Origin of the sequence: Bradyrhizobium sp. S3.3.6 (genome assembly GCF_040546905.1) — a bacterium.
GTDB classification, from domain to species: domain Bacteria; phylum Pseudomonadota; class Alphaproteobacteria; order Rhizobiales; family Xanthobacteraceae; genus Bradyrhizobium; species Bradyrhizobium cytisi.
Window position 1 is genome coordinate 301,386 of the sequence record NZ_JBEPOT010000004.1, and the last position, 24,844, is coordinate 326,229.

General features: G+C 63.3%; 21 protein-coding genes and 1 tRNA gene. 6 read left to right on the top strand and 16 right to left on the bottom strand.

All coding sequences use genetic code 11. The features are described 5' to 3' along the window. Nucleotides 1-16 precede the first annotated feature (16 nt). The 12 genes from ABID59_RS14110 to xylB form a co-directional block, all read right to left on the bottom strand. The gene (locus tag ABID59_RS14110; protein ID WP_354083765.1) at nt 17-1,222 is read right to left on the bottom strand and encodes an MFS transporter; all 1,206 of its coding nucleotides are present in this window, start codon (nt 1,220-1,222) and stop codon (nt 17-19) included. A 134-nt stretch (nt 1,223-1,356) separates the two neighbouring features. Next, on the bottom strand, nt 1,357-2,184 hold the full coding sequence (locus tag ABID59_RS14115; protein ID WP_354037221.1) for a 3-oxoadipate:acetyl-CoA acetyltransferase: 828 nt from the start codon (nt 2,182-2,184) through the stop codon (nt 1,357-1,359). A 122-nt stretch (nt 2,185-2,306) separates the two neighbouring features. Next, complete coding sequence (locus tag ABID59_RS14120) at nt 2,307-3,695, bottom strand: MFS transporter (protein WP_354083766.1); 1,389 nt, start codon at nt 3,693-3,695, stop codon at nt 2,307-2,309. A gap of 239 nt (nt 3,696-3,934) precedes the next feature. Beyond that, nucleotides 3,935-4,138 carry a hypothetical protein gene (locus ABID59_RS14125; protein WP_354083767.1) on the bottom strand — a complete coding sequence of 68 codons (204 nt, stop codon included), beginning with the start codon at nt 4,136-4,138 and terminating at the stop codon, nt 3,935-3,937. Nucleotides 4,139-4,148: 10 nt separating this feature from the next. Further along, nucleotides 4,149-5,486, bottom strand: a complete 1,338-nt coding sequence (locus ABID59_RS14130) for a PQQ-dependent sugar dehydrogenase (RefSeq protein ID WP_354083768.1) — start codon at nt 5,484-5,486, stop codon at nt 4,149-4,151. Next, nucleotides 5,483-5,875: a DUF2231 domain-containing protein gene (locus ABID59_RS14135; RefSeq protein ID WP_502916801.1), complete on the bottom strand. Its 393-nt coding sequence runs from the start codon at nt 5,873-5,875 to the stop codon at nt 5,483-5,485. The genes ABID59_RS14130 and ABID59_RS14135 overlap by 4 nt, the downstream gene beginning before the upstream one ends. A gap of 120 nt (nt 5,876-5,995) precedes the next feature. Beyond that, entirely contained in the window at nt 5,996-6,952 is a 957-nt protein-coding gene (fcl, locus tag ABID59_RS14140) for a GDP-L-fucose synthase (protein WP_354083770.1), read from the bottom strand. Then, the gene (gmd, locus tag ABID59_RS14145; protein ID WP_354083771.1) at nt 6,933-8,003 is read right to left on the bottom strand and encodes a GDP-mannose 4,6-dehydratase; all 1,071 of its coding nucleotides are present in this window, start codon (nt 8,001-8,003) and stop codon (nt 6,933-6,935) included. Before gmd ends, fcl begins: the two co-directional genes overlap by 20 nt. A 174-nt stretch (nt 8,004-8,177) precedes the next feature. Next, on the bottom strand, nt 8,178-9,125 hold the full coding sequence (locus ABID59_RS14150) for an ABC transporter substrate-binding protein (RefSeq protein ID WP_354083772.1): 948 nt from the start codon (nt 9,123-9,125) through the stop codon (nt 8,178-8,180). A 141-nt stretch (nt 9,126-9,266) separates the two neighbouring features. Beyond that, entirely contained in the window at nt 9,267-10,307 is a 1,041-nt protein-coding gene (locus ABID59_RS14155) for an ABC transporter permease subunit (protein WP_148750302.1), read from the bottom strand. Further along, on the bottom strand, nt 10,300-11,823 hold the full coding sequence (locus ABID59_RS14160) for a sugar ABC transporter ATP-binding protein (RefSeq protein WP_354037226.1): 1,524 nt from the start codon (nt 11,821-11,823) through the stop codon (nt 10,300-10,302). The genes ABID59_RS14155 and ABID59_RS14160 overlap by 8 nt, the downstream gene beginning before the upstream one ends. Nucleotides 11,824-11,948: 125 nt before the next feature. Continuing rightward, nucleotides 11,949-13,394 carry a xylulokinase gene (gene xylB / locus ABID59_RS14165; RefSeq protein WP_354083773.1) on the bottom strand — a complete coding sequence of 482 codons (1,446 nt, stop codon included), beginning with the start codon at nt 13,392-13,394 and terminating at the stop codon, nt 11,949-11,951. Nucleotides 13,395-13,634: 240 nt separating this feature from the next. Here xylB and ABID59_RS14170 point away from each other — a divergent pair, with 240 nt between their 5' ends. Beyond that, nucleotides 13,635-16,010, top strand: a complete 2,376-nt coding sequence (locus ABID59_RS14170) for a glucose/quinate/shikimate family membrane-bound PQQ-dependent dehydrogenase (protein ID WP_354083774.1) — start codon at nt 13,635-13,637, stop codon at nt 16,008-16,010. A gap of 203 nt (nt 16,011-16,213) precedes the next feature. Here the strand turns inward: ABID59_RS14170 and ABID59_RS14175 are convergent, their stop codons facing one another. Beyond that, complete coding sequence (locus tag ABID59_RS14175) at nt 16,214-17,119, bottom strand: LysR family transcriptional regulator (RefSeq protein ID WP_148750298.1); 906 nt, start codon at nt 17,117-17,119, stop codon at nt 16,214-16,216. Nucleotides 17,120-17,245: 126 nt separating this feature from the next. On the opposite strand from ABID59_RS14175, the gene ABID59_RS14180 reads away from it, so the two are divergent. After that, nucleotides 17,246-17,668, top strand: coding sequence for a DoxX family protein (locus ABID59_RS14180; RefSeq protein WP_148750297.1), 423 nt, complete (start codon nt 17,246-17,248; stop codon nt 17,666-17,668). A gap of 45 nt (nt 17,669-17,713) precedes the next feature. Further along, nucleotides 17,714-18,586, top strand: coding sequence for an NmrA family NAD(P)-binding protein (locus tag ABID59_RS14185; protein ID WP_354083775.1), 873 nt, complete (start codon nt 17,714-17,716; stop codon nt 18,584-18,586). A gap of 307 nt (nt 18,587-18,893) precedes the next feature. On the opposite strand, the gene ABID59_RS14190 is transcribed toward ABID59_RS14185, so the two are convergent. After that, on the bottom strand, nt 18,894-19,157 hold the full coding sequence (locus ABID59_RS14190; RefSeq protein ID WP_347951910.1) for a helix-turn-helix domain-containing protein: 264 nt from the start codon (nt 19,155-19,157) through the stop codon (nt 18,894-18,896). Between the two features lie 93 nt (nt 19,158-19,250). On the opposite strand from ABID59_RS14190, the gene ABID59_RS14195 reads away from it, so the two are divergent. Beyond that, a complete protein-coding gene (locus tag ABID59_RS14195; protein WP_354083776.1) occupies nt 19,251-19,856 on the top strand; it encodes a hypothetical protein in 606 nt (201 codons plus the stop codon). Nucleotides 19,857-20,332: 476 nt separating this feature from the next. Here the strand turns inward: ABID59_RS14195 and ABID59_RS14200 are convergent. Then, nucleotides 20,333-20,406, bottom strand: a tRNA-Gly gene (locus ABID59_RS14200). A gap of 368 nt (nt 20,407-20,774) precedes the next feature. Beyond that, nucleotides 20,775-23,177 (bottom strand): ATP-binding protein, encoded by a 2,403-nt coding sequence (locus tag ABID59_RS14205; RefSeq protein WP_354083777.1) that lies wholly within the window; start codon nt 23,175-23,177, stop codon nt 20,775-20,777. A gap of 334 nt (nt 23,178-23,511) precedes the next feature. Here ABID59_RS14205 and ABID59_RS14210 point away from each other — a divergent pair, with 334 nt between their 5' ends. Continuing rightward, nucleotides 23,512-24,225, top strand: a complete 714-nt coding sequence (locus ABID59_RS14210) for a substrate-binding periplasmic protein (RefSeq protein WP_354083778.1) — start codon at nt 23,512-23,514, stop codon at nt 24,223-24,225. Nucleotides 24,226-24,417: 192 nt separating this feature from the next. Next, nucleotides 24,418-24,804, top strand: coding sequence for a YciI family protein (locus tag ABID59_RS14215; RefSeq protein ID WP_354083779.1), 387 nt, complete (start codon nt 24,418-24,420; stop codon nt 24,802-24,804). Nucleotides 24,805-24,844: the final 40 nt, after the last annotated feature.

Genomic DNA, 24,844 nt, shown 5'->3' on the forward strand with positions numbered 1-24,844 from the left:
TATTATCCCGTCGACCTCAGGTCGCGGCTACCGCAGCCAACTGCGGACGACGCCGGCCCAGTAGAATCAGGATCAGCACCGTTGCGCAGGAAAAGGCCAAGGTGAGCCCAAGCGCGCCGCGGCTGCCGAACTGGGTAAGCAGGCCAGCCAGAAGCGGCGGCGAGATCGCTGAGGCCAGATTGAGCGGCAGCGCGATCATCGACATCGCCTTGGCGAACTCGGCCTGGTCATAGAACACGAGCGGGATCGTCGCCCGCGCCACCGCCATTGCGCCGCTGCCGGCACCGTAAAGCAGGATGAAGCTCGCGACCGCCCAGGTCGCACCCTCGCTCAGCATCAGCAGCACCATGGCAACGGGAAGCGCGGTGCCGGCGACCAATCCGGTGGTGATGCCATCCCACCGGCCGCCGCCGAGGAAGTCGAGGCCGCGGGCGCTGACCTGGATCACGCCCAGCATGGAGCCGAATGCAAGCGCCTGCGCCGGCGCAAGGCCTTCCGCCCGCAACAGCTCGATCAGGATGGCACCGATGCCGAAATTGACGAAGGCATTCATCGTGATCACGCAGACGACGAGACCGAAGGTGCTTCTTGAAATCGCAGGCGGCGGCGCGGCCTTGACGGCCTCGCCACCATGGTCCGTCGCGATTTTCCGGCGCGGCGCGAGAAACGCATAGAGCGGAAGGTTGATGGCGAGCATCATCGCCGCATAGACGAGACAGGTCCCGCGCCAGCCGAGCCAGGCACTAAGGAATGATGTGGTCGGCCAGAAGATGCTGCTGGAGAGACCCGTCACCAGCATCAGCCCGCCGATGGCATTCTTGGCGCCCCGTCCGGCGACCTCGTTCAGCATGATATACGCGCCGGTCGACAGCGTGGCGCTGCCGCCCATGCCAAGAATGACCCAGCCGGCGAAATAGAGTATCGGCTCACGCGCGGAGAAGAGGACGATGTAGCCCGGCACGGCCACGACAGTGCCAACCATCATGACCTTGCGGGCACCGTGCCGCGCAAAGGCCTTGGCAAGCCAGGGCGCGCACAGGCCCATGGTGACGTAAAGGACCGAGCTGCCCGCAAACACCGCCGGCAGGCTCAGGCCGAGGTCGGCCCCGAGGTCGCGGCCGACCACGGCCGGAAGGCCGATCGTGCCCCATCCAATGAGCTGGGTGATTGCAAGCACCAGCAGGACCCCGATGAGCCTGCCGTCAGATTTCAAGAACCGCATTCCACCCGTCGCCTGCCCGGCAGGCGCCGATCACGCCTGTCAGTCTGTCTTACCCGGAGACTCAGCGCACGGAAACGCTGGCCGCCGAATGGCAGAAGGCACCCGGAAGCATGTCAGGTGGAGAACGGTCCTCCCTACCCCGCGATCCCGAGCAGGGATCGCGCCTCGGCTGCCGTCGCGATGCGCCGGCCGTGGCGCGTGACAGCCTCGGCCGCGATAGTCACGAGCTCCGCGTTGCTGGCGGCCAGCCGCGTCTTGTCGATCCTGATATTGTCCTCGAGCCCGGTGCGAACCGCGTCGGCGCCGCGCGCCAGCGCCCAGTCCATGACCTCGGCTTGATGGCGCCCGATCCCGGCCGCGGTCCATGTGGCTTTCGGGATCAGCCGCCTGAGCTCTGCCAGCAGGATGTCGAGGACATGCTCGTCGGCGGGCATCGCGTTCTTGACGCCCATGACGAATTGCACGTGCGGACGCGGGTCGATCAACCCTGCCTCGATCAGGCGTCGGGCGCCATGCAGATGCGACAGATCGAAGATCTCGATTTCCGGGCGGACGCCAGCTGCCTTCATGCCGGTCGCGAGCGTCTCGACCAGGGCGGCGCTGTTCTCGTAGACAATCGTCGGAAAGTTCACCGACCCCGTGGAGAGCGAGGCCATGTCCGGCTTCAGATAGAGCGATGATCCACGCGCCGAGGGATCGCGGCCCCGCCCGCCGGTCGAGAACTGCACGATCATCCCCGGACAATGCTTCCTGATCCCTTCCTGCACCAGGGCAAAGCGCTGGGGATCAGAGGACGGCGTCTCGTCATCGTTGCGCACATGGATATGGGCAAGCGTGGCGCCGGCTTCGAAGGCTTGTTGCGTCGATTCAATCTGTTCGGAAGGCAGGATGGGCACCGCCGGATTGTCCTTCTTGCGCGGAACGGAGCCGGTGATAGCGACAGCAACGACGACGGGGTTCATCCCTTGACCTCATGATGATCGCGCTCGCGCGCACAAAGTTCGAATAAGGAGCCACATAAAGCGTGAAGCCCTGCCGCTGCAAGCACGATCGATTGCAGCGGCATTGCGTTCACTCGTTCCTATCAGGTCGGAATTGCGGCCGCACCGCTCGCCGCCTCCGCGCGCTGTCGCTCATAGTCAGCCCGTGCCATCGGAACGGCCTCGGGATTGCCGAGATCGTCGATACTGACCCGATAGGTCTCACGGGCCGTGATGGCCGCCAGCGCCGCGATGACCGTGATGCCGAAGGCGATCGCGCCGACCGTCAAGGGAATGTTGGCCGAGCCGGGAGGCGCCACGGTCGCAAACAGGGCCGGAAGCAACGCCGTGATGGTGGTTCCGATGTTCTGCGAGATCGCCATGGCCGAAACACGGGTGCGCGTCGGAAACAGCTCCGGGTAAAAGCTCGGAAAGATCGCGTTGTAGCCCTGATAGACCACGCCCCACATCAACAGCGACAGCAGGATCGCCAGCGGCACGTTCCTGATGCTGATGGCATAGAGATAGCCGAACGCGAGCAGACCGGAGAGCAGCGCGCCGACGACGATCGGAGGCTTGCGGCCGATCTTGTCGGAGAGATTGCCGACGAAGGGAATGACGAACACGGCCAGCATGTTTCCGAGCACCGGGATCCAGAGATAGACGTCCTTGGCAAAGCCGATGCCGTAGGCCGGCTGCACCGCGTAGGCTGCACCGAAAATGGTCGCAACGACCGGAATGACGTTCATCAGCGCCATGCAGATGACCCTGAGCATGTCGCGCCAGCTCAGCTTGATGGCTTGGACAATGGGCGCCCGCGGCGTTTCTCCCCGCTCGCCCTCGCGGGCAAAGGCGGGGGTCTCGTCGACTTCGCGACGGATGATATAGCCGGCAACGATGACGAAGAAGCTGAGCAGGAAGGGAATCCGCCAGCCCCAGCTGTTGAAGGCCTCGTTCGGCATGTAGGCCGCCAGCGGCAGGAAGACCGCGGCTGCGAGAATCTGTCCAGCCTGCACGCCCTGAAGGGCGAAGCTTGCATAGAAGCCGCGCCGACCGAACGGCGCGTGCTCCAGGATCATCGAGCTCGCGCCGGAGATTTCGCCGGCAACGGCAAATCCCTGGATGAGACGCAGGATGACGAGCAGGACCGGCGCGAGGATGCCGACCTGCTGATAGGTCGGCAGGATCCCGACCGCCATGGTCGAGATGCCCATCAGAAACATGCAAACGATGAGAACGGTCTTGCGGCCGTGGGTGTCGCCCCAATGTCCGAGCACGAAGGCGCCGATCGGCCGGGCCACATAGCCGACGCCATAGGTCGCAAGCGACGCGACGATGGCGACCGTGGGATTTTCCGACGGGAAGAAGATTTGCGGGAAGATCAGCGACGCGGCGGTCGCGTAGATGAAGAAGTCATAATATTCGAGAGCCGACCCGATCCAGCCGCTGGCAGCGGCCTTCCTGGACTGACTCATCTGATGGATCGCGGTCATATCAAAATTCCTCCACATTGGTTTCTGGGTCCCTTGGCGGGCTTCTTGGAGAAATTGGGCAGCACTCTCCGCGCGCTGTGCGGATCTCCGCAAGCGTTTGTCACTGCCGATAGGTGTTTGATTGGCGCGACAATAGGCTTTCGCCGGGCTAACACAATTACCCAGTTATGCGATAAACCTAACCTGATGTTATTTCGCGGGGACGCTGACCGCGGCGCGGGCGGCTGGTCGTAAAGAAGCTAGCTTCCCAGCGCGGCCTCCCCCGCCTCGCGGCCGGGGACGCTGACGTGAACCTCGTGCCCCTCGCGCAACGCCAGAGATGCTGCGGCGACCGCCGACTCGAACGCGGCTTCCTTGGTGGCGTATCTGCTCTTCACGTCGCCATCATGCAGCACGCCCCACTCGTCCTGCACCGGCACGACCGCGTATTGAGCAAGGCCCATCGTCCAACTCCTATCGTTGCGTGACCTGCGGATGCGCAGCCGTCACCCGCCACACCGTGTTGCCGCTGTCGTCGGCGACCAGCAGCGCGCCGGTCTTGTCGATGGCGACGCCGACGGGACGGCCGCGTGCCTGGTTGTCGCTGTTGAGGAATCCCGTGACGACGTCCTGTGCGGGCCCGCTCGGCTTGCCGTCCGCGAACGGCACGTACACGACCTTGTAGCCGTTGAGCACCTGCCGGTTCCAGCTGCCGTGCTCGCCGACGAAGGCGCCATTGCGATAATCACTCGGCAGGCTACTGCCGGTCGAGAACGCGAGCCCGAGCGGCGCGACATGCGAGCTTAGCGCATAGTCAGGTACAATCGCCTTGGCAACGAGGTCCGGCCGCTGCGGCTTGACGCGGGGATCGACGTGCTGGCCGTAATAGCTGTAGGGCCAGCCATAGAAGGCTCCGTCCTTCACCGAGGTCATGTAGTCGGGCACGAGATCGGGGCCGAGTTCGTCGCGCTCGTTCACCACCGTCCACAGCGCACCGGTCTGCGGCTCGAAGCTGAGGCCGTTCGGATTGCGCAAGCCGCTGGCAAAGATACGCCAGCGACCGCTGGCGCGATCGACCTCGAGAATGTCGGCGCGATTGTGCTCGGCCTCCATCCCGTTCTCGGTGATGTTGCTGTTGGAGCCGACGCCGGCATAGAGCTTTGAGCCATCCGGGCTTGCGACCAGGCTCTTGGTCCAGTGGTGGTCGATCGGCCCGCCCGGCAGCGGCGTCAGCACCGTACCCGGCGCGGTGATCCTGGTATCGCCTTCGGTGTAGGGGTATTTCACGATCGCGTCGGTGTTGGCGACATAGAGATCGTTGCCGACCAGCGCGACGCCGAACGGCGAGTTGAGATGGTCGAGGAAGACGCTCTGCGTGTCGGGGACGCCGTCGCCGTTGGTGTCGCGCAACAGCGTGATGCGGTTGCTCTCGCCGGTATCGCCGCCCGAGGTCGCCCAGGACTCGATGAAGCCCATCACGATCTCCTTGGGCCGCTTGATCGCGGCGGCCTTCGGCGCCTTGGATTCCACCACCAGCACGTCGCCATTGGGGAGAACATAGAGCGAGCGTGGATGCTGCAGGCCGGTGGCGAACGCCTTGGCCTGCAGACCCTGCGCGACCGTCGGCGTCTCGTCCTTCTTCCAGCCGACAATGCGGGCGATGTGCACCGGCGGTAGCAAATATTGCCGGATGTCGGGCAGCTTCGGATTGGCGCCGATCTGCGCCTTGGGATCGCCGCTGCCGTCATCACAGCCGGCGAGGAGACCAAGAAGCGAAGCGCATAGCAGCGCCCGCGCAAGGGGAGACTTCATCGCGCAACTCCCACACCGTGGCGGTACACCATGGCCCAGCCGAGCCAACCCGTCACCGGCAGGATCAGCACGGTAAGCACCGAAAGAATGAGACCGAGTGGCCAGACCGAGGTCCAGGCGTCACGCGTGTGAATGAGCGCATTGGTGATCGCGAGGATCAGCGCCACGGCGTTGCCGATCAGATGCGGCCAGGCCGGCGCCTGCGCGCGCACCAGGCGATTGCCGAGGAAATCGGTCAGGCCCGCGATCGCGGCCAGCACGCCGAAGATGACGCCGACCAGCAGAAGCCAGGCGGAAAAATCCGCCCACATGATCTCGGCCGAGACGAGATAGGCGATGTCGGTCAGCAGCGCGCCGATGAAGCACGCGATGGGGATCGGCACCAGCATCGGATGAATGGGATGGCCTGCGATTTGCGCGGTCGAGCGCACGTGCACAGCTTCTTGCACGGTTGACCTCGTGTGTTTTCCACCCGACCGGCCAACTCGTGCTGAGAGCGATGGTTCCTACTATTGTGCGGGGACGATCGTGGCGGCTTGGTACGCCGCATAGGCTTTCTTCAAGCCATCGTGAAGCGACGTCGTCGCGCGCCAGCCGAGCTTGTCGAGGCGGCTGACGTCGAGCAGCTTGCGCGGGGTGCCATCAGGGCGGGAGCTGTCGAAGCTGATTTCGCCGCGATAGCCGACGATCTCGGCGACGACATGCGCGAATTCGGCGATGGCGATGTCCTCGCCGGTGCCGATGTTGATCAGGTCCGCCCCGGAATAGGTCTTCATCAGATGCACGCAAGCATCCGCCATATCGTCGACATAGAGGAACTCGCGACGCGGCGTGCCGGTGCCCCAGACAACCACGTTCTTCGCCCCCGACAGTTTCGCCTCGTGAAAGCGGCGGATCAGCGCAGCAACGACGTGGCTCAGCTCGGGGTGATAATTGTCGCCGGGACCGTAGAGATTGGTCGGCATCACGCTGATGAAGTCGCTGCCATACTGGCCGCGATAGGCCTCGGCCATCTTGATCCCGGCGATCTTGGCAATGGCGTAAGGCTCGTTGGTCGGCTCCAGCGGGCCGGTCAGCACGGTGTCCTCGCGCAAGGGCTGCGGTGCGAGCTTTGGATAGATGCAGGACGAGCCGAGGAACATCAGCTTCTCGGCGCGGTTCAGATGCGCGGCATGGATCACGTTCGCGGCGATCGCAATGTTGTCGTAGATGAACTCGGCGCGCAGCGTGTTGTTAGCGAAGATGCCGCCGACTTTTGCCGCGGCGAGGAAGACCACCTGCGGCCGCACCCGCGCGAACCAGTCGAACACGGCAGCTTGGTTGCAGAGATCGACCTCGCGCCGCTCCACCGTGACAAGCTTCACGTCCTCCCGCGCCAGCCGGCGCGCCAGCGCCGCACCGACCATACCGCGATGGCCGGCGACGTAGACGCTCTTGCCCTTCAGCTCAAACGGTACGCTTGCCATTTGCGATGTCCCGTTTGGCCTCGGCCAGATCGCTCGCCATCATCTCCTCGACGAGCTGCGCAAAGGTCCGCTTCGGCTTCCAGCCGAGCACTTTTCGCGCCTTGCTGGCATCACCGATCAGCAGATCGACCTCGGTCGGACGGAAATAGGTCGGATCGATCTTCACAACCGTCTTGCCGCTCCCGGCATCGACGCCAGTCTCGTCGGCGCCTGCGCCGCGCCACTCGAGGCGACGGCCGACCTGCGCGAAGGACAGCTCGACCAGCTCGCGCACCGAGTGCGCCTCGCCGGTGGCGAGCACGAAGTCGTCGGGCTTGTCGGCTTGCAGGATCTTGTGCATGCCTTCGACATAGTCCCTGGCATGACCCCAGTCGCGCTTGGCCGAGAGATTGCCGAGATAGAGCGTCTCCTCGAGCCCGACCTCGATGCGGGCGACGCCGCGGGTGATCTTGCGGGTCACGAAGGTCTCGCCGCGGATCGGGCTCTCATGGTTGAACAGGATACCGTTCGAGGCAAACATGCCGTAGGCTTCACGGTAGTTCACCGTGATCCAGTAGCCATAGAGCTTGGCGACGCCGTAAGGCGAGCGCGGGTAGAACGGCGTGGTCTCCTTCTGCGGAATCTCCTGCACCAGGCCGTAGAGCTCGGAGGTCGAGGCCTGGTAGAACCGCATCTGCTTCTCCATGCCGAGGATACGGATCGCCTCCAGCAGGCGCAGCACGCCGATGGCGTCGGCGTTGGCGGTGTATTCGGGGCTCTCGAAGCTGACGGCGACGTGGCTTTGGGCGGCGAGATTGTAGATCTCGGTCGGCCGGATCTGCTGCACCAGGCGGATCAGATTGGTCGAATCCGTCATGTCGCCGTAATGCATCAGGAACGGCACGTCGCCGACATGCGGATCCTGATAGAGATGGTCGACGCGTGCGGTATTGAACGAGGACGAGCGACGCTTGATGCCGTGCACGACATAACCGAGCGACAGCAGATGTTCGGCAAGATAGGCGCCGTCCTGGCCGGTCACACCGGTGATGAGAGCGACCCGCTCAGCCATATCCCTAACTGCTCCCAATAGCGCCCGCGGGCGCTACCATTCGGCCGCCCCACCGTCAAAACTCCCCCTTCTTTGACAGATCGGTCGCCGAGGTCAACCTCGAGAGGTGCCCCCGGGCCGGTTTCCCGGGACGCCCCTCTCGAATTGGGCCGCAATCAGCAAAATTGCGGGATGTTACTGCGACCGGTCCGAGGTCCAGCCCTTGTACTGCGCGATATTGTCTCGGGTCACGAGCTTCGACGGCAGCAGCTCGACGGTCGAGGCCGGCTTCTGCCCACTGAGAATGCCGACGCCGATCTGCACGGCGCGCCGCGCCATGAAGAACGGATCCTGCGACGCTGACGCCTGGATCTGCGGCGACGCGGGATCCTTCAGCGAGGCCTCGATATCCGGCGCGCCGTCAACCGCGGTGATGACGATGCCGCTGCGGTTCTGCTGGCGCGCCGCAAGGTCAGTGCCGATCGCCTGCGGGTCGTTGATGGCGAAGATGGCGTCGATCTTGGGGAAGCGCGTCAGATAACCCTGCGCGACCGTGAGGCCGCCCTCACGCGAGCCCTTGCCGTCCTGGTCGCTGGACAGCACCTTGATGCCGGGATTCTTACCGAACACGTTCTTGCAGCCGGTGACGCGGTCGATGACGGCGGAGACCTGCGGCCCATTCTCGATGATGACATCGCCTTTGGCACCGAGCTTATCGACGATGTACTGGCAAGAAATCTCACCGGCCTGGACGTTGTTCGTGGTCACCGTGGCATCGGCGCCTTCGGCCGCGGTGTCGACGGCGACGACAACGATACCCGCCGCCTGCGCCTTCTTGATCGCCGGCCCGATCGCCTTGGGATCGCCGGGGTTCAACAGGATCAGGTCGACGCCGGCGGCGATGAAATTGTCGATCTGGGTAACCTGCTTGCCGAGGTCGTATTCGAACCCGACGGTGGTGATCTTCACGTTGGGATTGGTCTTCTTGGCCTCGAACTCGGCACCCTTCGACAGCGCGACGAAGAACGGATTACCCATCGAACCAAGCGAAACGCCGATCGACTTCAGCTCCTTGGCCGAGGACGGCGCGGTGGTCAGGGCAAGCGCCATTGCGGCGCCGGCGAGCATGGTCATCTTCAACATTGGCTTCCTCCCTGGTCTGTCCTTAATCCGGCACGGCAGACCAGTTGCCGTAGCGGAATCTCGTATCGCGCCCCGATCCCTTACGTTCTGGCGGAGCCTTCAGGTTCTGGCGGAGCCTTTTCAGGTTCGGGCGGAGCCTTTTCAGGTTCTGGCAGAGCCTTGCAGCCGATAGCGATCCAGCGCCACGGCGCCGATGATCACCAGACCCTTGATCACATATTGCCAGATGTCGGAGACGCCCGTGAGGATCAGGCCGTTCGAGAGCACGGCGATGATCAGCGCGCCGACCAGCGTCCCCCATATCGAGCCGATGCCACCGACGAACGACGTGCCGCCGAGAATGACCGCGGTGATGGCGTCGAGCTCGTAGCTTTGGCCGAGCTGCAGACCGTTGGCCGCGTAGAGCCGCGCCGCCTGCATGGCGCCGCCCAACCCGGCCAGCAATCCCGACACGCCATAGACGAAGATCACGACGGCCCAGACCTTGATGCCGGCAAGCCGCGCCGCGCTCTCATTGCCGCCCACCGCATAGATATGCACGCCGAGCACGGTCCGGCGCAGCACGAGCCACGAGACCAGGATGACGAGCAGGGCGATCACCGAGAGCCACGGGATCGATGCCACGCCGGGCACAAGCGTCAGCGATCCGTTGCCGATGAAGGCGTAGGGAATGGATGGATTGAACACCGTGGTGTCGGCGCCGAGCAGCCGCGCCAGGCCACGCACGGCGGTGAGCGAACCCAGCGTGACGATGAAGGGCGGCAGGCGCAACAGCGCAATAAGCGCACCGTTGACGACGCCGAAGCCGAGACCGGTGAGAACCGCGGCCGGCAGCCACAGCGCACCTAACTCGGGCAGTTTCGACATCGTCAGGCCGGCCATTGCCGACGCCGCCAGGATCGAGCCGACCGAGAGATCGATGCCGCCGGTGAGGATGACGAAGGTCATGCCCGCGGCGAGCACGGTGTTGACGGCAGCCTGCTGCAGGACGATGCCGAGATTCTGCCCGGTGAAGAAACGGCCGTCGGAGAGATAATGAAAGCCGGCGCATAGCAGCAGCAGCACTGGCAGCATGCCGGCCGCGCGGATCAGAAGCCTGATGCGCTGGCGCTTGGTCGCCTGGGCGACAGCAAGGTCGTTCGCCGTGGCGGCCTTCGCCTGCGTCGATCCGTTGTCAGGCATCCAGATGCTCCGTCCACGTGGCGAGGGCCATGATGTCTTCCTGAGTTAATGGCGCCGTCTCGGTTCGCCTGACCTCGCCCGCGACAAGTCCCGACCGCATCACGATGACCCGGTCGCAGATGCCGATGATTTCAGGGAGATCGGACGAGATGACGAGGATCGCGGTACCGGCCTTGGCAAGATTGTCGATGATCGAATAAATCTCGGACTTGGCGCCGACGTCGACGCCGCGCGTCGGCTCGTCGAGGATCAGGACCTTTGGCGCGATGGCGAGAAGCCGCGACAACAGCACTTTCTGCTGGTTGCCGCCGGAGAGGCCCCCGGCGGGCACGCCGACATTGGCAGCGCGGATGCTGAGCCCGGTGAAGGCCCTGTCGGCACGCTCGCGCGCCTTGTCGCGATCCAGGAAACAACCGAGCTTGGCATCGCGCCCGAGCACGGCGAGATTGATGTTGTCCTGACACGACATGTCCAGAAACAGGCCAAGCGCCTTCCTGTCTTCCGTCAGATAGGCGATGCCGGCCTCGAGCGCTTCGCCGGGCGTACGGATGTCGATTGGCTGGCCTTCAAGCTCGAGACGGCCTGAAATTCTCGGCGCCGCGCCGATGATGAGATGCGCAAGCTCGGTGCGGCCGGCGCCGATCAGGCCGGCAAGCCCCACCACCTCGCCCGCATGCACGGTGAGCGAGCAGCCCTTGACGCGCAGCCCGTCGGCCATGTCGATGGCGCTCAGCACGGGATGCCCCTTCCCGGCCTCGGGATCATGATCTTTCTTGTAGAAGGAGGAGACGTCGCGCCCGACCATCATGCGAACGATGGCGTCGGCGCGGATGTCCTGCTTGTCGAGCGAGCCGACCAGGCGGCCGTCGCGCAGCACGGTGACGCGGTCACCGAGCGCATAGACCTCGTCCATGCGGTGCGAGATGTAGATGATGGCAAGCCCCTCGGCACGGAGCTGACGGATCAGCGCGAACAGTCGCTCGCTTTCGCCGGCTGACAGCGCGGTGGTCGGCTCGTCCATGATCAGGATTTTCGAGCGCGCGTGCAGCGCACGCGCTATCTCGACGAGCTGGCGCTGACCCATGGAGAGATGCGCGACCAGTGTCGACGGCAGAAAGTCCGCCCCCAGCCGCTCCAGGATCGGGCCGACGCCCTCGCGCATGGCGCCACGCGCCAGCAAACCCGAACGCGAGAGCTCGCGGCCGAGATAAATATTCTCCGCAACGCTCAGATTGGGGGCCAAAGACAGTTCCTGATAGATGATCGAAATGCCCGCGGCCCGGCCGCCAAGCGGCCCTTCGATGCGCGCCGGCTTGCCCTCGATGCGGATCTCGCCGCCGGGATCTGGCCGGTAGGCACCCGACAGGATTTTCATCAGGGTCGATTTGCCGGCACCGTTCTCGCCCATCAAGGCATGGATCTCGCCCGCATAGACGGTCAGGTCGACCGCGCGCAGCGCCTTGATGCCGAAGAAGGATTTTGAAACTCCCCGCATCTCGAGGATCGGATCGTTCATCGTGCCTCCCGGCACACAAGGCGTTTCCTGTCCGCATCTCGTTCTTAAGCGCGGTTCACCCATTAAACAAAAGGCCGTCGCACAGGGCAACAGCGAACAGGCAGAAATGGGCAACCAAAGCGATGTTAGTGGCGCCGCCGATACAGTTCGTGCCAGGCGGAAAGCCGCTCGGCATAGGATTCGACCAGCGCGCGACCGGGTTCGAAGGTTTCGACGCGTTGCGGGGGCGTGCAGACGGCGGCGACTGCCTCGCCCGTGACAGCAAGCCGCCCCAATCTCGCCGCACCGAACGCCGCTCCGGTTTCACCGTCGGCAAAGCGATGGATCGGAACATTGAGAACATTGGCCAGCACCGACAGCCAGAACCGCGACCGCGAGCCGCCGCCGATGACGTCAGCTTCCGTAACCGCAATGCCGGCATCGCCAAGCACGTCCCGGCAATCCGCCAGCGCAAAGGCGACGCCCTCGAGCACGGCCTGCACGATCGCCGCGCGGTCGGTGCCGTGGCTCAAGCCATCGAGCATGCCACGCACGACGGGGTCGTCATGCGGTGTCCGCTCGCCGGCGAGATAAGGCAGGAAGCTCACGGGAGACGGCGCCTGCGGGCGCGCCCCCAGCGGCGCCAGCAGCTCGGTTTCAGTGACGCCGAACAGCCGCGCGGCCCAGGCCAGACACGAGGCCGCCGAGAGGATCGCGCCGGCCTGAATCCACATTCCAGGGATCGCATGGCAGAACGTGTGAACCACGCGGTCCGGATTGGCGGCAACGTGGCTGGTCGGCGCCAGCAAGGCGCCTGAGGTTCCCAGAGAGATGAACGCGGTTCCGGGCCTGATCGCGCCGATGCCGACGGCACCCGCCGGATTGTCGCCAGCACCGCCCGCGATCATCGGGCACCTCGCCATGCCCCAGCGCTGCGCCAGTTCGCTGCGCAATGTGGCTGCGGGCGCGCAGCCCTCGACCAGGCGCGGCATGTGCGCGCGCGACAGGCCGGTCGCAGCCAGCGCCGCATCGGACCAGTCCCGGCGTGCCGCGTCGAGCCATAGCGATCCCGACGCGTCCGAGACGTCCTCGATCGCCTCGCCTGATAGCACCAGCCGCAGATAGGCCTTCGGCATCAGGACGCGTGTCGTCGCCGCAAAAATCTCGGGCTCGTGCGCGGCAATCCAGAGCAGTTTTGGCGCGGTGAATCCGGGCATTGCCTTATTGCCGGTGACCGCACGCAGGGCGGGCCAGCGCTGCTCCAGGATGCGGCACTCCGCAGCAGAGCGTCCGTCGTTCCAGAGAATGCAAGGCCGCAATGGCTTTTCGCTCGCATCAAGCAGCGTGGCGCCGTGCATCTGGCCGGACAGCCCGATGCCTTCGACCGCTGCCAGCTCCTTTCCATGCGATGCCTTCAAGGCGTCCAGCGTGGCAAAGGTCGCCGCGAGCCACTGAGCGGGATCCTGCTCGAAATAGCCTGATAGCGGCGAGGTGATCGTCAAAGCGCGGCTCTCGCTCGCAATCACGCGCTGGGCGCCGTCAACGAGAACGGTCTTGACCGCCGAGGTGCCGAGATCGATGCCGAGATACATGACGGATGTGGCTCCCGAGATTTGGCGTCGGTGCGGACGCGACGCCAAACATGACGTGCATATTTAGAAGAACTTTGCTCCCGCAGCCAAGTGCGCCGCGGCTTTGCGCGCAGATGTTACATGAATGCAGCAGTTGACGGTTGCCAGCCCTGGTTGATTGAACCACATTCCTCGAAAGTGGGCGTCCTCTGTTGCGCTTGCGCTGCACAGACGTAGTTCCTTTTCCGCGCCGGAGCAGCCATGCAGCGATCCAGGGCAGTCTTTATCACCGGTCTCGTCTACGCCTTGATCGGCCTGGTCCTCGCAGGCGGCGGCCTTTGGCTCGCCGCATTGGGTGGGTCGATCTTCTACATCGTCCTCGGTGTCGGCATTCTCGCCACTGGTGCGTTATTGCTGGCGCAGCGCCGTTCGGCGCTGTGGCTGTTTGCGATCGTGCTGGTCGGCACACTGGCATGGGCCGTCTCCGAGGTGCAATTCGACTGGTGGCCGCTTGCATCGCGCGGCGACATCGTTTTCCCCATGGCGCTCTGGCTGCTCACGCCGGTGATCGTTCGCGGGCTGCTCCGAGACGAGCCGGTGTCTTACCGAAACGCGACGCTGCCGCTGTGGATTGGCGTTGTCGCAGCGTCAGCCGTACTTATCATTGCCCTTCTGTCCAGCTATCACGACATCAACGGCATGATCGCCGAATCCGGCTCTGCCGTGCAGCAGAGCGAAGCCGATCCTCAGCCTGATGCCGATTGGCGCGCGTATGGACGCACGCAATTCGGACAGCGCTATTCGCCGCTGAACCAGATCACGCCCGACAATGTCGGCAAGCTCCAGGTCGCCTGGACCTTCCGCACCGGCGACATGCCGACGCCGAACGATTCCGGTGAGACGACCTTCGAGGTCACACCGATCAAGGTGCGCGATACACTCTATCTCTGCTCCCAGCACCAGGTGCTGTTTGCGCTCGACGCCAGGACCGGCAAGGAACGTTGGCGATACGATCCCAAGCTGGTGTTCAACAAGACGTTCCAGCATATGACCTGCCGCGGGGTCTCCTACCACGAAACCGCGGCGGGTGCCGTCGACAGCAGCGGCAGCCCCGCGCCCGCCGAATGCCCCCGGCGGATCTTCCTGCCCGTCAATGACGGCCGCATGATCGCGCTCGATGCCGACACCGGCAGGCTGTGCGAGGGGTTTGGCGATCACGGCAGCCTCGACCTCCAGCAAGGCATGGGGATCAAGACGGCGGGCTTCTTCGAGCCGACGTCACCACCGATTGTCAGCGACAAGATCCTCGTCGCCGCCGCCGCGGTGATCGACAATTACGCGGTCGAGGTGCCTTCGGGCGTGATCCGCGGCTTCGACGTCTACACCGGCAAGCTGGTTTGGGCCTGGGACTCCGGCGCGGCGGACGAGAACGAGCTGCCGTCGCCGACGCGTCACTACACCAACGGTTCGCCGAACTCGTGGATCACAGCCTCGTTCGATCCGAAATTGAACCTGGTCTACATCCCCACCGGCAATAACGGGCCCGACATCTGGGGCGGCAATCGCAATGCGCTGGTCGAGCGCTATTCCAGCTCGATCGTTGCACTCGACGTCAACACCGGCAAGCGCGCCTGGTCGTACCAGACGGTGCATCACGACCTCTGGGACATGGACGTGCCCTCTCAACCGAGCCTGATCGATGTGACCACAGCCAAGGGCGTCGTTCCCGCGATCATCCAGCCAACCAAGGTGGGCAACATCTTTGTGCTTGATCGCAGGACCGGCGAGCTGATCGTTCCGGCGCCGGAACGTCCGGTCCCGCAGGGCGCCGCCCCCGGCGACCGCACCGCGCCGACGCAGCCGTTCTCCGCGCTGACATTTCGCCCCGAGGCAAAACTCACCGGCGCGGACATGTGGGGCGGCACGATCTTCGACCAACTGTTGTGCCGGATCATGTTCCATCGACTGCGTTACGACGGCACGTTCACGCCGCCGTCGTTGCAGGGCACGCTCGTCTTCCCGGGCAATCTCGGCATGTTCGAATGGGGCGGCATCGCGGTCGATCCTGTCAGGCAGATCGCCATCGCCAACCCGATGTCGTTGCCTTTTGCCTCAAGGCTCATTCCGCGCGGCCCGCAGAATCCTCCAGCGCCGACGGCCGAGAAGCCGGTCGGCAGCGAGGCCGGGGTGCAGCCGATGTATGGCACGCCATTCGGCGTCGATATCCAGAGCTTTCTCTCGCCGCTGTCCGTGCCGTGCTACCGGCCGCCCTGGGGATCGATGGCCGCGATCGATCTGAAGACGATGAAGATCGTCTGGCAGCATCCCAACGGCACGATCCGGGACACCACGCCGCTGCCGCTGCCTTTCAGGATGGGCGTACCGATGCTGGGCGGGCCGATCACGACCGCCGGCGGCGTCGCGTTCTACACCGGGACCTATGAGTACACGATCCGGGCTTACGACGTGCGCGACGGCAAGGTGCTCTGGCAAGACCGCTTGCCGGCCGGCGCACAGTCGACGCCGATGAGCTACGAGGTCGACGGCAAGCAATATGTCGTCACCGCGGCCGGCGGCCACGGCTCGTTCGGCACCAAGCGCGGCGATTACGTCATCGCCTACGCATTGAAGGATTGAACGCGGGAGCGTCGCCATGATGGCATCACGTCAACAGCCGCGTTGCCTGGTCGGGAGAACCGACACGTCGAGGTCGAACCACACGGCCGCATGCTCGGGCCCAGCAGCTCCGGATAGCCGCATGATCGGGGATCGGCCGACGATCTCTATTCAGACGTAACTCAAAACATTGATTTCGAGGGCAGGACGAAGCGCTCGATTCGCTATTCCAGGTAGGGCGCGAGCACATTTTCGATCCATTTCATGAATGCGCGGACTCGGCGCGACAGATTGCGCCGATGTGCTACGACGAGAGACACGTCGAGCGCCCGGCGACGAAAATCGGGTATAATCTCCACAAGCGCGCCACTCTCCAAGTATCGGCCAATCCCCAAGAATGGCGCCTGAATCAGACCAAGGCCGGCGAGGGCAGCGGCTTCGTAGGTCTGCGCGCTGTTGACGTGCAGCGCACCTGGCAACTGGAGCGTCGCGTAGCTGTCGCCGTCCGGATATTCCCATCCATAGGGCCTTGCGCCCAACATCGTCGAAAAATGAATTGTCCGATGACCCTGACGCCGGAGATCTTCTAGCGATCGAGGGACGCCATAGTGCGCCAGATAGGCAGGACTGGCGGCGTTGACCATGCGCAACTTGCCCAGCGGGCGGGCGATCAGCGTCTCATCCCCGATGGGACCAAGTCGCAATACGCAGTCGAACCCCTCTTGAACCAGATCGACTTGGCGATCCGTACTCGACACCTCCAGCTCCAACGCGGGGTGAGTCGCCATGAAATCCGGCAAGGCCGGCACGATCGTCGTACGCGCCACCTCGGTCGGAAGATCGACCCGTAAACGCCCGCGAAGTGCCACGCGATCGCTTGCGAACATTGAATGTAGGTCATCGACTTCAGCAAGGAGATCGCGGGCACGGGCATGAAATGCGCGTCCGTCCTCCGTCAACTGCACGCTACGCGTCGTCCGGTGCAAAAGCCTGACACCGACATCTTCTTCCAGCTTCCGGACCGCAGTTGACGCCCTTCCCTTCTGAATGCCGAGGCTATCGGCTGCGCGGGTGAAGCTCCCCATTTCCGCTACCGTTATGAAAATGAGGATGGGTTCGAGATTCTGCATTTTCGTGCCTCGGTATTGTTCACCGCAGAGAGAACAGTGAGTTCATTTCCGCGGCGTTTATCATACCCTAGAGACACAGTAGGCAGTAGGCCTCGAAGATTGGTGGCCCCCTCGGAGAACCACAAAATGTCTGAAACCATGAACCTTCGTCAGGCGCCTGATGCCATGAACTTGCATCGCGCCCAGTGGGTCGGCCGGATAATGAGCGCGTTTGTCGTTATCGCTCTGGTTGCAGACGGGACTATTCAGCTGTTCGCGCCGGCACAGATCGCGAGCATGTTGCACGAAACCGGGTTCGCGATCGACCTGACCCACGTCGTCGCTCCGATCATACTCGCCTGCGCCATCCTTTACGCCATCCCGGCCACCGCCGCCCTCGGCGCGATCCTGGTGACCGGCTTTTTGGGAGGTGCCATCTGTGCCCATGTCCGCATTGGTGAGTTGGGGTCGCCGCCGGAAATCATTTCGCTGCTTCTGGGCGCGATGACATGGGGCGGCCTCTACGCGCGCGATCCCCGTATCCGGGCCGTTCTGCCGCTCATCCGTTGAACCAACCGGGGCAGTGCTCTGTCCCTCAAGATCGGGAGAAAACGCATGTTCTTAGTCATGGGAATCACGGGAAAAGTGGGCGGCGCAACGGCAGAACATCTGTTGGCGCATGGCATGGAAGTACGCGCGCTGGTCCGCAATCGCGAGAAGGCGTCAAGCTGGGCGAACCGGGGCGTGGAGCTGGTTGACGGTGATTGGAATGATTCGGCAGCCATCGAGCAGGCGCTCAAAGGCGTCGAAGGCGCGTTTGTCATGTTGCCGGCTGTTTGGGCCCCCTCGCCCGATTACAAAGAAGCCAAGGGCGTGATTGCGAACTATGTCGAGGCGCTCACCAAGGCAGCGCCGCCGCGAGTGGTAGCGCTTTCGTCGATGGGTGCGAACAGGACCAGCGGGCTTGGGATGGTCACGGCCTTGTCGCTTCTGGAGCAAGGTTTTCGCGACCTGATATCGCCGATCGCATTTGTGCGCGCAGGTGGATTCTTCGAAAATTTCCTTTACGGCTTGCAGGTCGCCCAGGGCGGAACGCTACCGGTCTACTACAATCCGACAAACCGGAAATCGACCATGGTCGCGACGAACGACATCGGCGCGGCGGCAGCAACCCTTTTGACCGGGCCAGCGTGGTCAGGGCAGCGCGTCGTCGAGCTTGGTTCGATGGTCAGCCCGGATGAAGTCGCCGAGCAATTGGGTGAAGTCCTGAAACTCGACGTGAAAGCCTTTGCAGTCCCGCGTGCAGGGTGGGCGGAAGCGTTCGAGCAATTCGGCATCCCGAAGGGCTACACCGGACCTGCCGAAGAAATGTTTGATGCCGTTAATGCAGGATGGATGGACCTCGGAGTCGAGGGTACGGAGCACGTAGCGGGTACGACGTCCGCACGCGACGTCTTCACGGCGGCCCAGAACGCCGTGACGGCGTGAACGTGGGAATATGCGAGATACGAGAAACAGTCGGTCAAAAGCGAGCAACAGAAACTGTAAAGCAGCCTTTGTCAGAATGAGATCATCAAAAAAGAGCCGTCCCTCGCGCTAAACATAAGCGATTGAAAGCTCTGGAGCGGGTGAAGGGAATCGAACCCTCGTATTCAGCTTGGAAGGCTCCCCCATATTTCAATAAAATCAATGGCTTACATGTAAAACCGACGCTAAGGGACGCTTGACATATCAATAGGTTAGCAGCGCGCTGTAAAACTGATCGTCAGGTTGCGTGCAGGTCCCTGCAAAGTCTCTACCGCCCTTTTGACCTCTTCGATTTGGGAAGTTCAGCGCGGTGGTTGCCTTTGTCGAACAGCAATCCTGCATCGATGTTGAGCGCTATCGCTGCCCTCCAGAGCGTCACAAGAGTCGCATTGCGACGCCCCGCTTCAAGGCCACTGATATAGAACTGCTCGACGCCCATCCGACCGGCTAACTCCTCCTGCGAGATACCGGCTTCAAGGCGCGCCTTTCGTACATTCATGCCAACGATTTTGCGCACGTCCATGATGGACATGCGAAGTCAACGCGAAGTTGCGAGCCATATATTATAGTATATAAACTAGAGTGCACGTCTCATTTCCAACAACCCGCTTTGCAGTAGAGCGCCATGAAATTCCTTTTCGTCGTTCTCACCTCGACCTTTGTTGCTTTGCCGATCTACGCGGCCAATGCCGAGAATGAGGACGATAAGGATTTTCTCATAGCTAACGAAAGAGCCGTGGCGGCTATCAAAACCTGCAATCAATTTGGTGCGTCCTATTGCCACTCTGATCTCGCGCTCGCGACGGAACAGATCGTCAATAGCTTCGACAACGAAAAGCGTCGTCTATCCAAATTGGCATGCACGTCTCCTCAATGGACGATCACCACAGACCGGTACCTGGTGATCGTCAAAGGTTTCGGCACCGGTGTCGCTCGTATTATGGAAGGCACCGCGGCTTTGGGACGAACGGATCGCTCAGAGCTTGCCAACATTAAGGAGCTCTCGACTACGTTCGATCGAGTCATAAGGTTTGGCGCGGAGATGTTGCTCGCAACAGGCGATTTAGCGCTTCAGGCCGGATGCAGCGAGGAAGCAGATAGAAATTATCGAGCGGTCCTCGCCTCCTTCGTAAGCGAAAACATGTCGGCCTACCGCGAACGGGCGCGGGTCGGCATCGAGGACGTAAAGAGTTCTCGTAGTCTGTTCTGCCGGGTAGTCGGACGCTGTTGATTCGAATCGCCCAAAATCTTGATGCCGTCGAAGTCGGGCAAAGTTCAAATTGCGACTTATATACTATAATATATAGATGCGGGCTTCGAACCTCTCTTGGAGCTTTCGATTGGCCCGACGCCCTGCACAGTTCAAACAGCATGACGTTACACGCGCTGTACGCGGTGCGATCGCTGGTGGCGTCGAAATTCAGCGTGTCGAAATTGACCGGGACGGAAAGATCGTTCTTATCACCGGCCGCCCTAGATTAACGTTGGATGATGAACTCGACCAAGAATTGGCTGAGTTTGAGGCGCGCCGTGGCCGAGAATGACTCAAGCGCAGTAGAATTGCAGGTTCCAGCAACGGTTCAGCGATAGCCGCTACGCTAGGTCAATTACGCGCTTTTTCCTATGATTATCCCGCCGCTAGGAGGGTAGCAGGACGCTCTGTAAAACCGATGTACGCGTGTGAAAACTGCGCTGCATGGGGTTTCTTGGAGCGGGTGAAGGGAATCGAACCCTCGTATTCAGCTTGGAAGGCTGCTGCTCTACCATTGAGCTACACCCGCGACACCGGCTCCCTAACACGGCCGGGCGGCGGTCTCAACTGCCCCTACGACGGCTTTCGCCGGCTTTCCGGCCCTTGCGCACAAGCTTGGTTCCGCCCCGGCCCGCGGCCCCTTAACAGCGGCGGCCTGCCGGCCTATATTGAGGTCTCCCGCAATCAACGAAAGGAGGTGATCCAGTGTCTTTTACCAAGCGCTGTCACCTCGCTGGGATCGCCCGCTAAGTTCTCAATAAGGGCTTGGCATCGGGGCGCTCTCAGCCCTGGACCAGCGAGCAAGAAATCGGGCGCGACGGGGTCTCCCCGCCGCGCCTTTTCTTTGGTCAGGCCGGTTCTTTGGTCGGGCCGTTTTCGCTGGCCTCGCGCGTGCGCTCAGAGCGGCCCCTCGCCCGTGAGCATCTCTCGGATCTTCTGAGACAGGTCAGTCTTCCGATACGGCTTCTGGAGCAGCGCCACGCCGGGATCGAGATGTCCCTCGTGGACGATGGTGTTGTCGCTATAGCCGGAGGTGTAGAGCACCCGCACGCGCGGCCGGCGGAGCCGGACCGCTTCGGCCAATTCCCGCCCGTTCATGCCGCCGGGCATGATGATGTCCGTGAACAGGAGATCGAAGCTCACCCCCTGGTCGACCAGCGCAAGCGCACTTGCGCCATCGCTGGCAGTCAGCGTGCGATAGCCGAGGCTGCCGAGCTGGGCGATGACATAACCCTGCACGAGCGGATCGTCCTCGACCACGAGGATGGTCTCGCGCCCGCGCGCCGGCGCGGGCGCCGCCACCGGCCCGGTCCTCGCCGCGGCCTCGCCCGCCGATCGTGGCAGGAACAGCCGCATCACCGTGCCGCGGCCCTCCTCGCTCTCGATCGCGACGGTGCCGCCGGTCTGCTTGGCGAAGCCGTAGACCATGCTCAGACCAAGTCCGGTGCCGCGGCCGACCCCCTTGGTGGTGAAGAACGGCTCGAACACGCGGTCACGGATGTCGGCGGGGATGCCGTGACCGGTGTCGGCCACGGCGACCATGACGTATGAGCCGGCATCGCCGTCGCCATTGCCGGTGCTGTCGAGCTCCCGGTTTGCCGTCTCGAGCGTGAGCCTGCCGCCATCCGGCATGGCATCGCGCGCATTGACGGCGAGATTGACGATCGCCGACGAAAGCTGCGACGGATCTGCCATCGCCAGCCGCGCATCGTCCGCGAGCCGTGTCACGATCTCGACATGCTCGCCGAGGATCGGCCGCAACAGCTTCGCCGTCTCGAGCACGAGACCATTGACGTCGATCTCGCGCGGCTCCAGCGGCTGGCGCCGCGCAAACGTCAGGAGCTGAGACGTGATCTCGGCACCGCGCGAGGCCGCATCGTCGATGAGCTGGGCGATCGCGGCGAGTTCTGGCTTCTCGGCAAGCCCCTCCTGAATGATCTCGATGGTGCCGGTGATGACGGTGAGCACGTTGTTGAAGTCGTGCGCGACGCCGCCGGTGAGCTGGCCGATCGCATCCATCTTCTGGGACTGGCGAAGCCGCTCCTCGGTCTCGTGCTGCGACGTGAGATCGGTGGCGGAGCCGCGATAGCCCATGAAACGGCCGTCCTCGGCGAACACCGGCTGACCGTTGACACTGAAGTAGTGCAGACGCCCGGCTCGATCGCGGCCGCGATACTCGAACATCCGGAACGGCTCGTGACGATCCAGCGTCGCCATGTGGTCATGCCATTTCTGCGCCTCGGCATCGTGGTCGAAGGCGGCATCCGGACGTCGCTTGCCGATCAGGACCTCGCGATCCATGCCGAAGGCGCCGGCCCGGTCCGATATATAGGTGAACACATGATCCGGCCCGGTTTCCCAGAACCAGTCGGATGCGGTCTCGGCATAGTCGCGAAAGCGCTGCTCGCTCGCGCGCGCATCCTCTTCGGCGCGCCGGCGGATCTTCAGATCACGTTCGAGATTCGCATTGGCCTCGCGCAACTCGCCATAGGCACGACCGAGGTTGGCGCACATGGCGTTGAATGCGTCGATCACCTTGTCCAGCTCGTCGGGATCGTGAGGAGGCCGTCGCTCCAGATGCAACGGCGGCGGCGGCCGCGCCAGGCTGTACTTGCTGACAAACTCGGCGATCGCAACCAGATGCCGCGTCACCAGAATGTGGACCATGTAGATGATGAACAGCGAGACGAGGAACGTCTTTGCCGCCTGGCTTGCCAGGATGACGAGAGCCCGGTTCAGCAATTGCTGATAGACATCACTCAGCGTCGCCTCGACATGGAGCACGCCGATCGCGCGCGCGGTCCCCTGCACAGCATAGGTCAGGGGATAGTCGCGCGTCACGACCGAGCGGCTGCTCTGCTCACCGACGGCGACACGGATGGGATTAGGGCGATCGGCAATCTCACGGACCTCGGCGGCGCGCATGCTGGGCAGCCGCAGGATACCGTCGAGCTGGAGCTTGAGCTGGTTCTGGTCGAGATTCCACAGGCTCTCGCCGAGGCTGCCCGTGGTGCTGCGGCCGACCTCCTCGAGCCGCGTCTCGATCACGCCGACTTCGCGATCATAGTCCAGATAGAGCTGGAGCGCGGTCAGTGTCAGCGTCACGATCGAGGAGAACAGCAGCACGGCAGCAAGCAGGCGGGGCCCGATGCCGCTTCGCGACCAGTTGAAGATCCGCGATAGCAGCGCCGCGAGCATCGGGGACGTGAACGCGATTCCGATGCCGCTCAAATCCTGCTTCGCGGCCGCCGGCGTAACGGCGCGGCTGCGATCGGGATTCTTGTCACCTGCGTTGCCCATGCACCCCGTCCCCGAAAATGGCGACACCTCTCCGGCCTGCCGGTCGCAGCCTCGCGCAATTCAACGGTTTTGATTCTTCCTCAGCACGCGATGCGCGCAGCAATCCTGTCGGCCCTTGGGCGATCTGAGGTCGGTGGGGTCATATCTTGCGCCCAGCAGCAGGATCCTCGCGCAAGGTACCACTTCGCATGCTAGAATGACATCGGTGAAAATCAGGTGTCGCCCGCATGGCGGGCGAACGATGTGTGTTGTGGCCCTGCGCGAGTCCCCATCTCTGGTAGATCACGCGCGCTGCCGAAGCCGATGGTAGCAAGCAACAGTCAGAGAGGCGCCCATGTGGCGGATAGTCATCGTCTGCCTGTCGCTGTTCGCAGCCGGCTCGTCCTCCGCGCAGTCAGTGATCCGGCTGGCGCGGATCGCCGACATTCCCGATCAGTATGTCGGCGGCGAGATGCTGCGGGCTGTCTACGCCAAGCTGAACATCAAGCTCGAATTCGAGGACGTCCCCGGCAAGCGGGCGCTGGCCCTGTCGAGCGCCGGCGAGGTCGATGGTGAAATCCAGCGGATCGGAACGCTGTCGCGCGATTACCCGACGCTGCTGAAGGTGACGCCGGCGATCAACTACATCGAACCCGCTGTGTTCGCGACCAAACTCCATTTCGACGTGAACGGCTGGAATTCCATCAGGGACTACAGCATCGGCATCGTCCGCGGCGTCGGCTCGTCGGAAGCCGGCACGCGCGGCATGGACCACGTCACGGCGACCATGAGCCTCGAGAACATGATCAGGATGCTCGATGCCGATCGTTTCGACGTGATGGTCACCGACCTCTTCAGCGGGCTGGTCGCTGTTCGCAAGCTCAATCTACAGGCCAGGATCTACCCGCTCTCGCCGCCGCTCGAGCGCATCCGCATCTACCATTACCTGCACGAACGCCACCGCGACCTGGTGCCGAAAGTTGGACAGGTGATCGAGCAGATGGAGACGAGCGGCGAGCTGGCGGCGCTGCGCGAGGCCCTCGTCAAGCAGGTTCTAAGCGCCCCCTGACAACGCCGGCTCAGAGCGTGCGAAGTCACTCGCGTACGGCGACGGAGGCAATCAGCACGCCGGGCGGCAATCGGGTTTCAGAAACGTTTCGTCGCACACGCCGCGACGCGATATCTTGAGGTCGGCCGTTGTCGGTATCGGCGGCGACCATACGTCCTTCGTGCTGCCCGCCCAAAAACAAACGAGGTGAAGATGCTTTACGCGATCCTGGCTTACCATGTGGAAGACGAGATTTTGTCGTGGTCGCCGGCGGAGGATGCCGCGGTCGTCGCCAAAGTCATCGAGGTTCAGGCGCCCTTGAGGGCAAGCGGACACCTTGGGCCGGCCGCCCGTCTGGATGACACCCAAAAGGCCCGCACCTTGCGTGGCCCCGGCCCTGGGATCGTGCTGGACGGCCCGTTCGCCGAAACCAAGGAGCAGCTTCTGGGCTTCCACCTCGTCGAATACGACACGGATGACGAGGCGATCGCGGCGGCGCGGTTGCTGCGCCAGGTCAATCCCAGTGCGGTCTACGAAATCCGACCTGTCAAGCTTTACGTGCCGGCCGATGGGTTCGGCGCGACAGCGACCAAGGGATGACGGGCAGCGGCGCCATCAGGTCTTGCCGTCCGTCGCCGCA